This window comes from Mesorhizobium sp. WSM4833, from assembly GCF_055811095.1.
This window is the reverse complement of sequence record NZ_JBVVQG010000016.1, coordinates 35460-48842: the sequence shown is the minus strand read 5'-3', so window position 1 is coordinate 48842 and position 13383 is coordinate 35460. Positions and strand designations below refer to the sequence as shown.

The window sequence follows — 13383 nt, the reverse complement described above, 5'->3', positions numbered from 1 at the left end:
TCAACGCTCCCCGAACTGGCGCACGCGCGGATCGAGCAGCACGAGCAGCATGTCGGCGATGATGTTGCCGACGATGAGCGTCGCCGACAGGACCATCATGAAGGTGGCGGTGACATAGACGTCGCCGACAGCCATGGAGCCGACGATCGCCGGGCCGACGGTCGGCAGTGCGAAGATGATCGCCGTCTCGATCTCGCCGGTCAGCATATAGGGCAGCACCACGCCCTGATACATGATGAGCGGATGCAGCGCGTTGGGCACGGCGTGGCGCATGACGACGGCAGCACCCGTCAGCCCCTTGGCCCTTGCCGTCTCGACATATTGCGCGTTCAGCGTATCGAGCAGATTGCCGCGCATGACGCGCATATTGTAGGCGAGGCCGCCGAAAGTGGCGATCGCCACCACCGGCCAGACATGTTTGACGAGGTCGACGAATTTGGCCCACGACCACGGCGCACCACCATATTGCGGCGAGAAGAATGAGCCGATCTCAGACACGTTGAACTGGAAGACCAGGAGATAGACGATGATCAGCGCCATCAGGAAGCGCGGCACCGTCATACCGAGGAAGGAGATGGCCGACAGTGTCGAGTCGATCCAGGTGTATTGCCTTGTCGCCGCCCATATGCCGAATGTGATGCCCAGCACCGAGGCCAGCAGATGGCAGACCAGCGCCAGAAGGAGCGTGCGCGGCAGGCGCTCTCCGACCACATCGGCGACCGGTTTGTTGTAGTAGAGGCTGTAGCCGAAATCGCCTCGAGTGACGATGCCGACGATCCAGTTGAGATACTGCACGGGCAGCGGCTTATCGAGGCCATGCTCGATGCGATAGGCCTTTGCCTGCGCGTCGGCCTCGGCAAAGGAAGCTCCACCCTGGTTGATCGCCTGCGAGCGGATGTAGTCGGCATAGTCACCCGGCGGCGCCTGGATGATGGCAAAGGTGGCCAGGCTCAAGATGGCGAGGACCGGGATTGCCGACGCTATGCGCGTGAGCAGGAATCGCAGCATGGACGGTTCATTTCCTTGTCTCGCCGATCGCGCCCTTGGTTGCGTCCGGAGGTTGGTTTGTCCGGCCGCGCCCGCGGCGCGGCCGGAGGTCTCTCAGTCAGGGAGGTAAACCTAATTCATCAGCCCCTTCTCTCCGGGTTTGCCGGGCAGCTCATCGGGGAACAATTCATATTTCGCCTGCTTGTCTGCGGCGACAAATACCCGTTCGCGGATGATCGAATCCTCGGCCCAGTTGAACATGAAGATCGGCGTGCCCTGCGGAATGTTCGAGAAGCGCTTGTTGACGATCAGCGCGCCGGGATATTCCGTCAGGCCGACATTGTAGACGTGCTCCGTCGAGATCTTCTGGAATTGTTTCATCAAGCTGGCGCGCTGGTCATTGTCCTGCGTGGAGACGAACTTGTTGACGATGTCGACGAGGTCCTTTTCGAACGGCATCACATCGACCTCGCCATTTTCCGGCGCACGATGGTCCCAGCTGGTGCGCGGGCCGACAGGGGCAAGCTGCACGGTGTTCTGCACCACCGAGGTCAGTTCCTGTTCGTTGCGCCGGACCAGCCAATCGAAGCGGCCGGAGTATTGCGAAGCGTCCCGCTGGGTGCCGTTGAGGCCGTTGAGCACGACCCGCAGCCCGAGCTTTTCCATCTGGGCGACGACGCCTTCGGCAAGGCTTTTGTCGGTCGTGTAGTCGTTGTTGACCAGCATCACGATCTCGACATTCTTGCCGCCGGCGGTGCCGGAAGGGAAATTCACGAAGCCGTCGCCGTCCGTATCCTTGAGGCCGGCCTTGGCGAGTTCAGCCTTGGCGCCATCGAGGTCGAAGGGGTAGTAGACCGTCGAATTGCGGTCGTAGAAGCTGGTTCCTGACGACAAGCCGCCGGGATAGATGGCGGTGAACGGCCCCTTGACCAGCGAGTCGCCGAGCGCCTTGCGGTCGAGCGCCATGGTGACGGCCTTGCGGAAATCCTCGTTGCGGTTCAGCTCGCGGATCGCCTGGCCGCGTTCGTCCGGATTGCCCCAGCCATTGGCGGAAAAATTAAAGCGCAGATTGTAGCCGATGAGCCGCGGGCCGAAAGCAAGACGGGCAGGCGCGTTCGCCTCCGCCGCACGCTTCAGCGAGGCGACGAAGTTTTCCGGCTGCTCCAGATTGGAAAAATCAGCCGCGCCGGCCACCGCCTGGACGTCGCGATCGGCCCAGGTCGACAGCTTGTAGTGCAGTTCGTTGAGATAGGGCAGTTGATTGCCCTTTTCGTCGACCTTCCAGTAATAGGGATTGCGGCGCATGACGATGATGTCGTCCGGCCGGTATTCGACCGGGACCCAGCCGCCCATCACCGGCATGTTCATGAATTCCGGCGGGAAGGCATTCTTGAACTGATCGTAGGTGTTCTTCGAATATTTCGGATGCTGCGGCTTCAGGATGTGCGCGGGACCAGGACAGAAGGTGCCGTTGGCCATGGCATACAGGTACTGCTTGGGGAAGGCGTCCTTGAAGGTCCATTCGACGGTGTAGTCGTCGATCTTCTTCAACGTCGTGCCGACGCCGAAGGTTTCCGGCGTGGCGCCGTTCAGCGGCGAGACGTTGGGATCGACGACCTCGTCGTCCCAGTAGAACATGACGTCGTCGGCATTGAACGGCACGCCGTCCGACCACTTCGCGCCTTCGATGAGGTGCATGGTCAGCTTGTGGCCATCGCTCGACCAATCCCAGCTCCTGGCCAGGTTCGGCAGCGGCTCGGTGTCCTTGGCCTCGACTTGGAACAGCGGGGCGGTGCGCGTCAGGCATTCGGAGAGGCCGATGTCGATGCCGCCCCAGCCTTGCGTCTGACCGGCGCCGTAGTTCCAGCCTTCCGGCCGCCCTCCGATGACGTGGCGCATCGTATCGCCATAGACGCCGATGCCGTCTTGCATATTGCCCGTCTTGAAGACCAGCGGCTCCTTCGGCAGCCTGTCTTTCACCGGCGGCAGCTTGCCGGTCTTGACGTATTTCTCGGTGACCCAGTCGGGCTCGTGATATTCGGGAAGCGCCTTGAACTCCAGAATGGAGTCGCGCGCGACATAATTGATCTTGCCTTCGGCGGGAAACGGTGTCGGCGCCGGCGGAACCGTCGGCTCGGAAGCGTAAGCACTGAGTGCCGAGACCGAGACGCTCAGCGCCAGTCCGGCAGCAAGGCCGATATTGCGTAAATTCCTCACTGTCTCTCTCCCTCTTGTTTGTCCGGAGCGTTTGCACCCGCTCCGCCTCTCCTCGAATTCAAACGGCTTCGTGGCAGTGGATCCGCCTCCCATGGATCCACCATCACCGCATGAATTTCCAGCCGGCCCGTTTCAGCCGGCCCGTTTCAGCCGGCTTGCTTCAGCGCGGCTTTTTCGGCGCGCAATTCCTCGATCGAGCGAACGCTGCGCCGTGCGGCGCCCGCCCACTCGCGGGTCTTCACCTTGGATGTCGACAGCCGCTCCCTGGCGGCCGGAACCGCATGGGCGTATTGCGGCAGCCAGGCTGCCTGGGCGACGACCATTTCGTCGACCATCTGCCAAACCTCCTCCGGCGTCGAAACCGCGCCGACCAACGGGTCATGCAGCACGGCGAGCTTCAGAAGATCGATGTCGCCCGATATCGCGGCATGCACCGACATGCGCTGGACGTTGATCGAAGCGATGCAGGTGGCGGCGCAAGCCTCCGGCAACGTGATGCCGGCGGCCATGTTGATGCCGAAACGGTCGACGAAGCCCGGCGACTCGATGATGGCATCGTGCGGCAGGTTGGTGATCACCCCATTGTTCTTGACGTTGAAGTGGCCGCGATAGACGCGGTTGGTCTCCAGCGCCTCCAATATGTGGCTGGCATGCTCGTTGGAGCGTTTCTCGCGGTCGATCGGCTTGGACGCCGCTTCGAGGAACTGCGGATATTCCGTCTCGAACCAGTTGCGGGTTTCGGTGGAGTAGCGGAGATAGCCGCCGGTCTCGCCGTGAATCCAGTCGGACATATCGATCCAGCGCGTGATCTCGTCGGGACGCTTGCGGTACCAGGGCAGATATTCGGAAAGATGACCGTTGCTTTCGGTCGAATAGACGCCGAAGCGCTTCAGGACGTCGATGCGCAGCTTCTCCTGCCTGGAATAGACCGGATGCGCCTCGAAAGCGGCCACCAGTTCATCCTTGCCAATGGGGCGGCCGTTGAGGCGCAGGTCGATGAACCAGGTCTGGTGGTTGATGCCGGAACAGACATAGTCGAGCTCCTGCGTGGACTTCGCGCCAAGCACCTCGGCGATCTGCTCGGCGCCGTGCTGGACGCCGTGACAGAGCCCGACAGTGTCGACCTTGCCGTATTCGATCGCCGCCCAGGTGTTCATCGCCATCGGGTTGGCGTAGTTCAGGAATTTGACGTTCGTCTCGGCGACCTCGCGTATGTCCTTGCAGAAATCCAGGATCACCGGAATATTGCGCTGGCCATAGAGAATGCCGCCGGCACAGATCGTATCGCCGACGCACTGGTCGATGCCGTATTTCAAGGGAATGCGGATATCGTCGGCGTAGGCTTCGAGGCCGCCGACCCGCACGCAGCTGATGACGTAGCGAGCGCCTTCGAGCGCCTTGCGGCGGTCGGTGGTCGCCGTCACCGTGGTCGGCAACCTGTTTGCCTGGACGATCCTGTCGAGGATCGCCTTGATCATCTGAAGATTGTGCTCGCTGACGTCGGTCAGCGCGAATTCGATGTCCTTGAATTCGGGCACGCACAGGATGTCGGTGAACAATTTCTTGGTGAAGCCGACGCTGCCGGCACCGATGATAGCGATTTTGAAACTCATCAGCCGCACCTCATTCCATTTCGAATTGCAGGCAAGGAATGACAATGGGAGGCTCTAGCCACATGCCGCGACATGTATGCAGGACAAGCCGGAATCCGGCTCGCCAACCTCCCTGTCCGCTCCTTGACTGCGGATCTCTCTCGCTTTTCGATGGGGATTATGCGCTTATTCGCGAGCGCGACCAGAGAAGGATTATGCTTTCAGGGGTAATTTTGTGCTGCATGATTTGATAGAACACGGACAGTCCATGCGCACGATCTCGCTGCCGCGCGGCCGCCAGCGCCTGCACGCCATGCCGACGAGCACGGGCTACGAAGTGCGCGAGGACGAAATCTACGACTGGGACGGCCGCAAGCGCGGTCAGACACCGTTCACCGTGCTCCAGCACACGATCAGCGGGACTGGCCGGCTGCGCTACGAAAACCGCAACTACCGCTTGCAGAAGAACGACACATTGCTGGTGCTGGTGCCGCACAACCACCGTTACTGGCTGGCTGGAGATGAGCGCTGGGAATATTTCTGGATTTCGATGAACGGCGAGGAAGCGCTGCGCATCCACAAGTCGATCCTCAGCGTCTCGGGTCCTGTATTTCGGCTGCAGCCGGCGACAATCGATCATCTTGCCGATTGCAGCCTGCGCCTGATCAAAGGCGCCGCTTCGCCGGGTGCTGCTTCCGCGATAGCCTACGAGGCTGCGATGGCGCTCTATGACGATGTCTTCGGTTCCCATGCCTTCGCCGAAAAACTAAGCGCCATGCAGCCGGTCATCGATCACATCAACGCCAATCTCGACAAGCCGCTGCCGGTGGCGGACCTGGTCCAGATCAGCGGCCTCAGCCGAGCCCATTTCTCACGCTGTTTCGCCGAGAGCGAAGGCCTGCCTCCGGCCGAGTTCGTGCTGCAGCAGCGCCTGCAACGCGCGGCGAAGCTGCTGACCAAGGCGGATTTTTTGCCGGTGAAGGAAGTCGCCATCCTATGCGGCTTCGAGGAAGCGAACTATTTTTCAAAGGTCTTCCGCCGCTGCTACGGCATCACACCGAGCCAGTTCCGCACCACAGGCATGTACGCGAATTTGCGGACTCCGGCCAGGCGCGGCGTCAGGGCGTTCGATGACGAGACCTGACGCCGCCACGGTTAAACAGGCAGCCAACTAGGCAGCGCGCAGGCTGCCGCCGTCCAGCCATTCGAGATCGGCTTGCGAAAGCGTGATGTCGAGAGCGCGCAGGCTGTCGTCCAGTTCATCCAGCGTGCGTGGCCCGATCAGCGGGATGGAGGGGAAGGGCTGAGCGAGCACATAGGCCAGCGCAATATGGATCGGGCTCTTGCCCAGTCTCGCGGCAAGTTCGATCGCCCGGTCGCGGCGGCCGAAATTCCGCTCGGAGTACCAGACCCGCACCAGCTCCTCATTGTCTTGCTTGTCGCGACCCGCCCGATCGGTGAAGAAGCCGCGCCCCTGGCTCGACCAGGCGAAATTCGGCATCTGCCTGGATGTCAGCCAGGCCTTCCACGCGTCCGTGGAGGACGTGACGCAGCCAGCCCAGATCGGCTCCAGCATTTCGGCCAGCGAGAAATTGTTGGACAGCGCACCGGGCTTTTGCTTGCCGGTGCGTTCGGCGTAGGCAATTGCCTCATCCAGGCGTTCCATCGTCCAGTTCGAACCGCCGAACGGGCCGCGGATGCGGCCGGCCTTGACCTCGCGATCCATCGCATCGACGAATTCGCCGACCGGCACATCCGGATTGTCGCGGTGCATGAAGTAGACATCGACATGATCGGTCTGCAGGCGTTCGAGCGTCTGGTCGAGCTGCTTGCCGATCACATCAGGATAGCACAGCGGCGAGTGCGCGCCCTTGGCGATGACCAACGATTGCGCGCGCACGCCACGGTTTTTCAACCATTCGCCAAGCAGCTTCTCGGTATAGCCGCCGCCATAGACATAGCCGGTATCGAAGAGATTGCCGCCGGCCTCGAAAAAGGCATCGAGCAGGATCGAACCTGAGGAAAACGTGCGGAAATCCTCGAAGCCGAGCGCCACCACCGATGCCGGTTTCGACAGGCCAGGAATGGTGCGCTTGGCGATCGCCGTGCCGCCGGACCGCAAAGGCCGGCCGGAGATGGTGTTGGTGCGCTGCTCGGCCTTCTCGATCCCGTATTCGAGGCCGGCTGCCGCCCGCCATTTGTCCAGCACACGCAAGGTGCCGAGGCTTTCCGCCCACGCCATGCCCGGCCAGGCGAATTCTTGGCCGCCGGCGCGGATCGCCTCGCCGGCTGCGTCGACCTCGAAGGAATAGACATGGCGCTTCTCGTCGACGCTGATGGTCTGGCGCGTACCATCGGAGGCGATGACGTCTATCCGGCCGAGACCGACATCGCGGTTGCCGCCGGCGAACCAGAAGTCCGGCACTTCGATGCGGCCCTTAGTGCCCAGGATGCGCAGCACATTGTCCTGGCTGAGCGAGATGCTGCAGGAGACTTCAGCGACAATGCCACCGGGGAAATGCAGCAGCGCGGAGGCCCATTCGTCGACGCCGGACTGGCCCAGATGGGCGGTGCCGACCACCTTGTCTGGCTCGCTGAAGGGCTTTCCGACGGCCGCACCGGCAATCAGCCGGACCATCGAGACGGGATAGCCGCCGACATCGAGAATACCGCCGCCGGCGAGATCGTTGGCATAGAGCCGGTGCTGCGGCATGAAGCCCGGCATGGCGAAACCGAAGCTCGACTTGATCATCCTGATCTCGCCGATGACGCCGGACCTGATCAGCTCCACCAGCTTCTTGGTCTGCGGGTGCAACCGGTACATGAAGGCTTCGCCGAGGAATGTGCCGGCCTTGCGCGCGGCATGCATCATGGCGTCGGCCTCGAAGGCGGTCAGCGCCAGCGGCTTTTCGCACAGCACATGCTTTCCGGCCTCGGCCGCCTTGATCGCCCATTGCGCATGGCCTGGATGCGGTATCGAAATGTAGACGGCGTCGATGTCGGGGTCGGCGAGCAGCGCGTCGTAGCCGTCGAGGATACGGGCACCGGGAAAACGCTCGGCAAGCCCCGGCTTGGCGGGATTGCGTGCGCCGATGGCGACCAGCTTGCCGGTGTCCGAAGCGGCCACGCCACCGGCAAAGGACTGGGCGATGCTGCCCGGGCCGAGAATGCCCCAGCGAATGGGCGTGGTTGCGGTCATTGTCATTCTCCTTGAAGGTTGGAAAGGGCTGGCGGTCAGCGCAGCCGCAGTCCTTTTTCGTCGAACAGGTAGGATTTGCGGATGGAAACGGTGATCTCGGACGTGTCAGGGACCTTTGCCGCGTCGCGCTGGATCACCACGTCGTCCCCGTTGGCCGTTCTGGCATAGAGGAAACTTGTGCCCCCCAGGTGCTCGATCACGTCGATGGCAACCACAAGGTCGGCGTCGCCTTCTCCGGCATTGCCGAAATGTTCAGGCCGCACACCGACAATGACCTTGCTGCCGATTTTTGGGCTGCCTATTTCGGGCGCAGTGCCAGTCAGCGGTTGCGTGATGCGGGTCTTCTCCTGGCCCGCCAGTTCGACCATGACGCCACGTGCATCGTGCCCGACAACCCGGCCTTTGATGAAATTCATCTTCGGCGAGCCGACAAAGCCGGCGACGAACTGATTGTCGGGGTTGTCGTAGAGATCGAGTGGCCGGCCGATCTGCTCGATATGGCCGGCGCGCATCACGACGATCCTGTCGGCGAGCGTCATCGCCTCGGTCTGGTCGTGGGTGACATAGATCATTGTCGTGCCCAGTTCCTTGTGGAGCCGGGAGATCTCGACGCGCATCTGGACGCGCAATTCGGCGTCGAGATTGGAGAGCGGCTCATCGAACAGGAACACCTGCGGTTCGCGCACGATGGCGCGGCCGATGGCGACGCGCTGGCGCTGGCCGCCTGAGAGTTTTTTCGGGCGCCTGTCCATCAATTCGCTGATGCGCAGGATCTCGGCCGCCCGCTTCACCCGCCGTTCGGTGTCGGCTTTTGGATTGCCGGTCATGCGCAGGCCGAAAGAGAGGTTCTGTTCGACGCTCATATGCGGATACAGCGCGTAGGACTGGAACACCATGGCGATGCCGCGGTCGGCCGGCTCGACATCGTTGACCACCTTGCCGCCGATGGCGATCTCGCCACCGCTGATGTCCTCGAGCCCGGCGATCATCCTGAGCAGCGTCGATTTTCCGCAGCCGGAAGGACCGACGAAGACGACGAACTCGCCGTCCTTGATGTCGATGCTGGCGCCATGGACGACCTCGAAGACGCCGAAGCGCTTGACGACATTGTTGAGCGTGACCGTTGCCATGCTGCCCCTTACTTGACCGCGCCGGCGGCGATGCCGGCGATGAAATGGCGCTGCAGCAGCACGAAGACGACGAGCATCGGCACCGTCAGCATCACCGCGCCCGCCATGATGCCGCCCCATGACACCTTGGTGAGGCCGATCAGCGTGCCGAGCGCAACCGGCGCCGTCATCGAACCCGGCTGGCTGTTGATCAAAAGCGGCCACAGATAATTGTTCCAGGAGGCGAGGAACAGGATGATGGCGAGTGCGGCCAGCATCGGCCGCGCCAAAGGCAGTGCGACGAAGAGGAAGATGCGCCATTCCTTGACGCCCTCGACGCGCGCCGCATCGAAGAGGTCGTCCGGCATCATCGAAAAACTCTGCCGCATGAACAGCACGCCGAGCGAATTGAACAGCGGCGGCACGATCAGCGCCACCCAGGTGTTGGCGAGCTTGAAGTCGCGCGCCACCATGATGAATTGCGGGATCAGCACGACCGCATAAGGCAGCGTGATGGTGCCCAGGATGATGGCGACAACCGCGCCCTTGCCGAAGAACTGGTAGCGGGCCAGCGCCCAGCCGGCCATCGACGTCAGCAGCACCGACAGGATGGTGTAGGTCACCGCCACCGAGACCGAAATGCCGATGGCGCCGACGAAGTTCGTGTCACGCTGCAGATTGTTGAAATTGTCGATGAAATTGCCGTGCGGCAAAAGCTCGATGCCGGGGCTGAAGATGCCGTTGTCGGGCATGGTCGAGAACACGACCATCATCCACAGCGGAAACAGCCAGATCAGCGCCAATGGCGTCAGGAACAGATGCAGGGCGATGCTGCGTCCCAGTCTGGCGGAGGAGCGCGAACTCATTTCGGTTCCCTCGTCAGCCACAGCTGCGCCAGCGTGATGGCGATCGCCAGCCCGGCCATGGTGTAGGCGACGGCCGACGCATAGCCGAAATTGAGCGACCGAAAGCCCTGGCGGTAGAGCAGCAGGCCAAGCGTCTCCGTGCCGCCGCCCGGCCCGCCGCGCTCGGTGATCAGGAACGGCTCGGTGAACAGCTGCATGGTGCCGATGATCGACAGCACGAGACAGAACACGATGACCGGCTTCAGCAGCGGCAGGGTGATGTAGAAGAACTGCTTGAGCTTGCTGACGCGGTCGAGCGTCGCCGCCTCGTAGACGTCTTCGGGAATGGACTGCATGCCGGCGAGCAGGATGATGGCGTTGTAACCGGCCCAGCGCCAGGTCACCGCGATCATGATCAGCGCCATCGCCGGCGCGACGTTGGAGAACCAGTCGATCTTGGGCAGGCCGACGCTGTTCAGGAGCTTGTTGATGATGCCGAAATCGAGGTTGAACATCAGCCGGAACACCGCCGAATAGGCAACCTCGCCGACCACGACCGGGGCGAAGAAGGCGAAGCGGTAGAGGCCACGCGCCTTCAAGAGCGGCGAGTTCAAAAGCACCGCCATGACGAGCGCCAGCGAGATCATCACCGGCACCTGGATGACCAGGATGAGCAGCGTGTTCTTCAGGGCGTTGAAGAAGGCCGGATCGCCGATCAACCGGCCCCAGTTGAAGCTCGGCGCGAACCGCCACGGCACGGTGCGCGTCGCCTGGAAGGAAATCATGAAGGAGCTGATGATCGGCCACACCCAGAAGATCGCGAAGATCAGCAGATAGGGCGTGAGGAAGCGATAGGCCGTGGCGTTACGATTGCGCATCTTCCTCCTCCTTCTACCGCTTGTTGTTTCACGCCGTCGCCTGGGTCTTCCCTTCTCCCCTTGTGGGAGAAGGTGTCGCCGAAGGCGACGGATGAGGGGTGTTCCGGGGAACGCAAACGTCTCACTCCCCTGGAGCACCCGTCATCCGTCTCGGCGCTATCGCGCCGATCCACCTTCTCCCACAAGGGGAGAAGGAGAAGCGGTAATCAAGATTTGACGGGCAGTCCGGTCGCCGCCGCGATCTGGCTTGCGGCATCGTCGAGCGCCGCCTTGGCGTCAGGATAGCCGCCGGCCAGATACTTGGTCTGCACGGCGCGGACGATGATTTCGGCGTCGCTCTGGAACTGCGTGCCGCGGCTCGGAACAACCTTCGGCAAGGTGCCGAGAATGTCCTTCCATACCGCCTGGCCGCCCCAGTAAGACAGGCCTTGCGCGACATAGGGATCGTCGAGTGCCGAGACCAGGGACGGTACCAGGCCGAACTCCTTCAGCATCGTGATCTGGCCTTCATTGGTTCCGAGCGTGTATTTCAGATAGGCGTAGGCAGCCTCCTTGTTCTTGGAAGCCGAGGTGATGGCCAGCGAGGACCCGCCGAGATTGGCGGCGCGCGGCCCGTCGGCGGTGAGGCTCGGCATCAGATAGACGCCCCATTTGCCGTTTTCGCCGGCAGATTCGGTGCGAATGGTGCCCTCATACCAGCCGCCATAGATCTGGGTGGCGACGGTGCCGGCGGTGTTGTTGGTGATCTTGGTGCCCCAGTCGGCCGACGAGATGATGCCGGCGTCCTTCATCTCCTTGACCTTGGTCATGGCATCGATGCATTTGGGCTGGTTGACCGTGATCGACTGTCCGTCCTCGGAGAAATAGGCGCAGCCCTGTTCGTTGGAGATCATGCGGAACAATTCCGAGTCGCCGTTGAAATCGGCATTGGTCATCGAGACGCCAGGATTGGCGGCCTGGATTTTCTTGCCGGCGGCGATGAAATCGTCCCAGGTCTTGATCGAAGCCGGATCGACGCCGGCCTTTTCGTAGAAGTCGCGGCGATAAAAGGCGGCCACCGGGCCGGAATCCCACGGCATCGCGTAGGCCTTGTCGCCCACTTCCAACTCGGTGCGCTTGAAATCGGGGAATTTTTTCTGGTCGTCGGCTGTGTAACCGAGCGTATGCAGGTCGACGAAGCAGTCTGGGAACTGGCTCCAGTAATTCTCGGCCTCGCCGTTCTCGATGGTGACGACATCAGGCAGCCCGACGCCGCCGGCGGCGCAGCCGGCGATCGACTTGTCGTAAGTCGGCTGGTTGCCGAGATCCTGGACCGTGACCTTGACGTCGGGAAATTGCTTGTTGAAGCCGGCAATGGTCGCTTTCAGCGATGAAGCCGCGACATTCCAGCTCCAGATGGTGATTTCGCCGGATTGCGCGAAGGCCGGGGCTGAGCCCAGGGCAAGCGCGAGCGCGGCGCAGGTCATTGTGATGCGCATTGAAATCCTCCCATTTCATTTGCTCTCTCACTGTGAGCGTGGCTAGACTATGCACCGGGCAAGGCCTGTCGCCGTCAAAGGGAATATGAAATTGGCGGAAAGTAAGATGCCTGAACGGCCGTTCTACCAGCCTGGGGCCAGCAGCGTGGAAGGCCTGCCGCTGCTCTTGCAGATGTTTCACACCAATCCGTTGGTGATGCTCAAGCCGCATTGGCACGCCCAGGTTGAGGTTAATTTCATCGTGCGCGGCAGCGTGCATTACCGCATGAACGACCACGAGATTTCGCTTTCGGCCGGCGAGATGTGCCTGTTCTGGGGTGGCCTGCCGCACCAGATGGACGATTTGTCCGACGACGCCATCTATGCCGGAGCGCATCTGCCACTGGTGCATTTCTTCCGGCTGCACCTGCCCACGGACATCAGGCACCGGCTGATGACGGGCGCAACACTGGTGACATCAGCCACCGACCAGTCCGACAACCATAATTTCGAGCGCTGGAACCGCTACGCCCGGTCCGGCGACCAGGCCAAGGCCGAACATGCCGTCAACGAATTGCTGCTGCGGCTGGAGCGAGTGCGGTTCGAGCCCTATCGGCTGGTATCCGCAACTCCGACCGACCAGGAAACAGGCAGCCCCTTTGACCAGCAATCGTCGCGGAATGTCGGACGCATGTGCGATTTCATCGCCGAAAACTTCCTCTATGACATCGATTGCGTGAACATCGCCGCGGCCGCCGACATCCATCCCAAATACGCCATGAGCCTGTTCAAGAAATCCACCGGCATGACGCTCAATGAATATGTGAACCTGTTGCGGCTGAGCTATGCGCAGGCGCTTTTGATGCATCAGGACGCCAATGTGCTGCGCGTCGCCATGGATTCGGGTTTCGGCTCGCTCAGCGCCTTCAACAAGTCGTTCCGCAAGCTCGCCGGCATGTCGCCTTCCGATTTTCGCCGCGGCGTGACCGGCGCCAGATAGGCGATGGCGACTTGCGGGCGCCCAGTGCCGCGAGCATTGCTGCGCCTCGACCGCCGGCTAAAAGACATGTCACGGCGTTTCAGCCTGCAATAACGACGC

General features: G+C 61.9%; 10 protein-coding genes. 2 read left to right on the top strand and 8 right to left on the bottom strand.

What is annotated here, in order from left to right; translation table 11 throughout:
• From AC0L2D_RS26255 to melA, 3 genes are all read right to left on the bottom strand, one after another.
• Nucleotides 1–1008: an ABC transporter permease gene (locus AC0L2D_RS26255; protein ID WP_013530191.1), complete on the bottom strand. Its 1008-nt coding sequence runs from the start codon at nucleotides 1006–1008 to the stop codon at nucleotides 1–3.
• A 111-nt stretch (nucleotides 1009–1119) separates the two neighbouring features.
• Complete coding sequence (locus tag AC0L2D_RS26250) at nucleotides 1120–3204, bottom strand: ABC transporter substrate-binding protein (protein ID WP_473543084.1); 2085 nt, start codon at nucleotides 3202–3204, stop codon at nucleotides 1120–1122.
• Nucleotides 3205–3350: 146 nt separating this feature from the next.
• On the bottom strand, nucleotides 3351–4817 hold the full coding sequence (gene melA / locus AC0L2D_RS26245; protein WP_473543082.1) for an alpha-galactosidase: 1467 nt from the start codon (nucleotides 4815–4817) through the stop codon (nucleotides 3351–3353).
• Nucleotides 4818–5064: 247 nt separating this feature from the next.
• On the opposite strand from melA, the gene AC0L2D_RS26240 reads away from it, so the two are divergent.
• Entirely contained in the window at nucleotides 5065–5940 is an 876-nt protein-coding gene (locus AC0L2D_RS26240) for an AraC family transcriptional regulator (protein WP_082826649.1), read from the top strand.
• 27 nt (nucleotides 5941–5967) lie between these two features.
• Here AC0L2D_RS26240 and AC0L2D_RS26235 read toward each other — a convergent pair whose 3' ends face one another.
• The 5 genes from AC0L2D_RS26235 to AC0L2D_RS26215 all read right to left on the bottom strand — a co-directional run bounded on the left by AC0L2D_RS26235 (nucleotide 5968) and on the right by AC0L2D_RS26215 (nucleotide 12305).
• Nucleotides 5968–7995, bottom strand: a complete 2028-nt coding sequence (locus AC0L2D_RS26235) for an aldo/keto reductase (protein WP_473543080.1) — start codon at nucleotides 7993–7995, stop codon at nucleotides 5968–5970.
• Between the two features lie 35 nt (nucleotides 7996–8030).
• Complete coding sequence (locus AC0L2D_RS26230) at nucleotides 8031–9125, bottom strand: ABC transporter ATP-binding protein (RefSeq protein WP_473543078.1); 1095 nt, start codon at nucleotides 9123–9125, stop codon at nucleotides 8031–8033.
• 8 nt (nucleotides 9126–9133) lie between these two features.
• Nucleotides 9134–9970 (bottom strand): carbohydrate ABC transporter permease, encoded by an 837-nt coding sequence (locus AC0L2D_RS26225; RefSeq protein WP_013530185.1) that lies wholly within the window; start codon nucleotides 9968–9970, stop codon nucleotides 9134–9136.
• Nucleotides 9967–10827: a carbohydrate ABC transporter permease gene (locus AC0L2D_RS26220; protein ID WP_027163430.1), complete on the bottom strand. Its 861-nt coding sequence runs from the start codon at nucleotides 10825–10827 to the stop codon at nucleotides 9967–9969. Before AC0L2D_RS26220 ends, AC0L2D_RS26225 begins: the two co-directional genes overlap by 4 nt.
• 206 nt (nucleotides 10828–11033) lie before the next feature.
• Nucleotides 11034–12305 (bottom strand): extracellular solute-binding protein, encoded by a 1272-nt coding sequence (locus AC0L2D_RS26215; protein WP_064994571.1) that lies wholly within the window; start codon nucleotides 12303–12305, stop codon nucleotides 11034–11036.
• Between the two features lie 85 nt (nucleotides 12306–12390).
• Here AC0L2D_RS26215 and AC0L2D_RS26210 point away from each other — a divergent pair, with 85 nt between their 5' ends.
• Entirely contained in the window at nucleotides 12391–13284 is an 894-nt protein-coding gene (locus AC0L2D_RS26210; protein WP_024504770.1) for a helix-turn-helix domain-containing protein, read from the top strand.
• Nucleotides 13285–13383 lie beyond the last annotated feature (99 nt).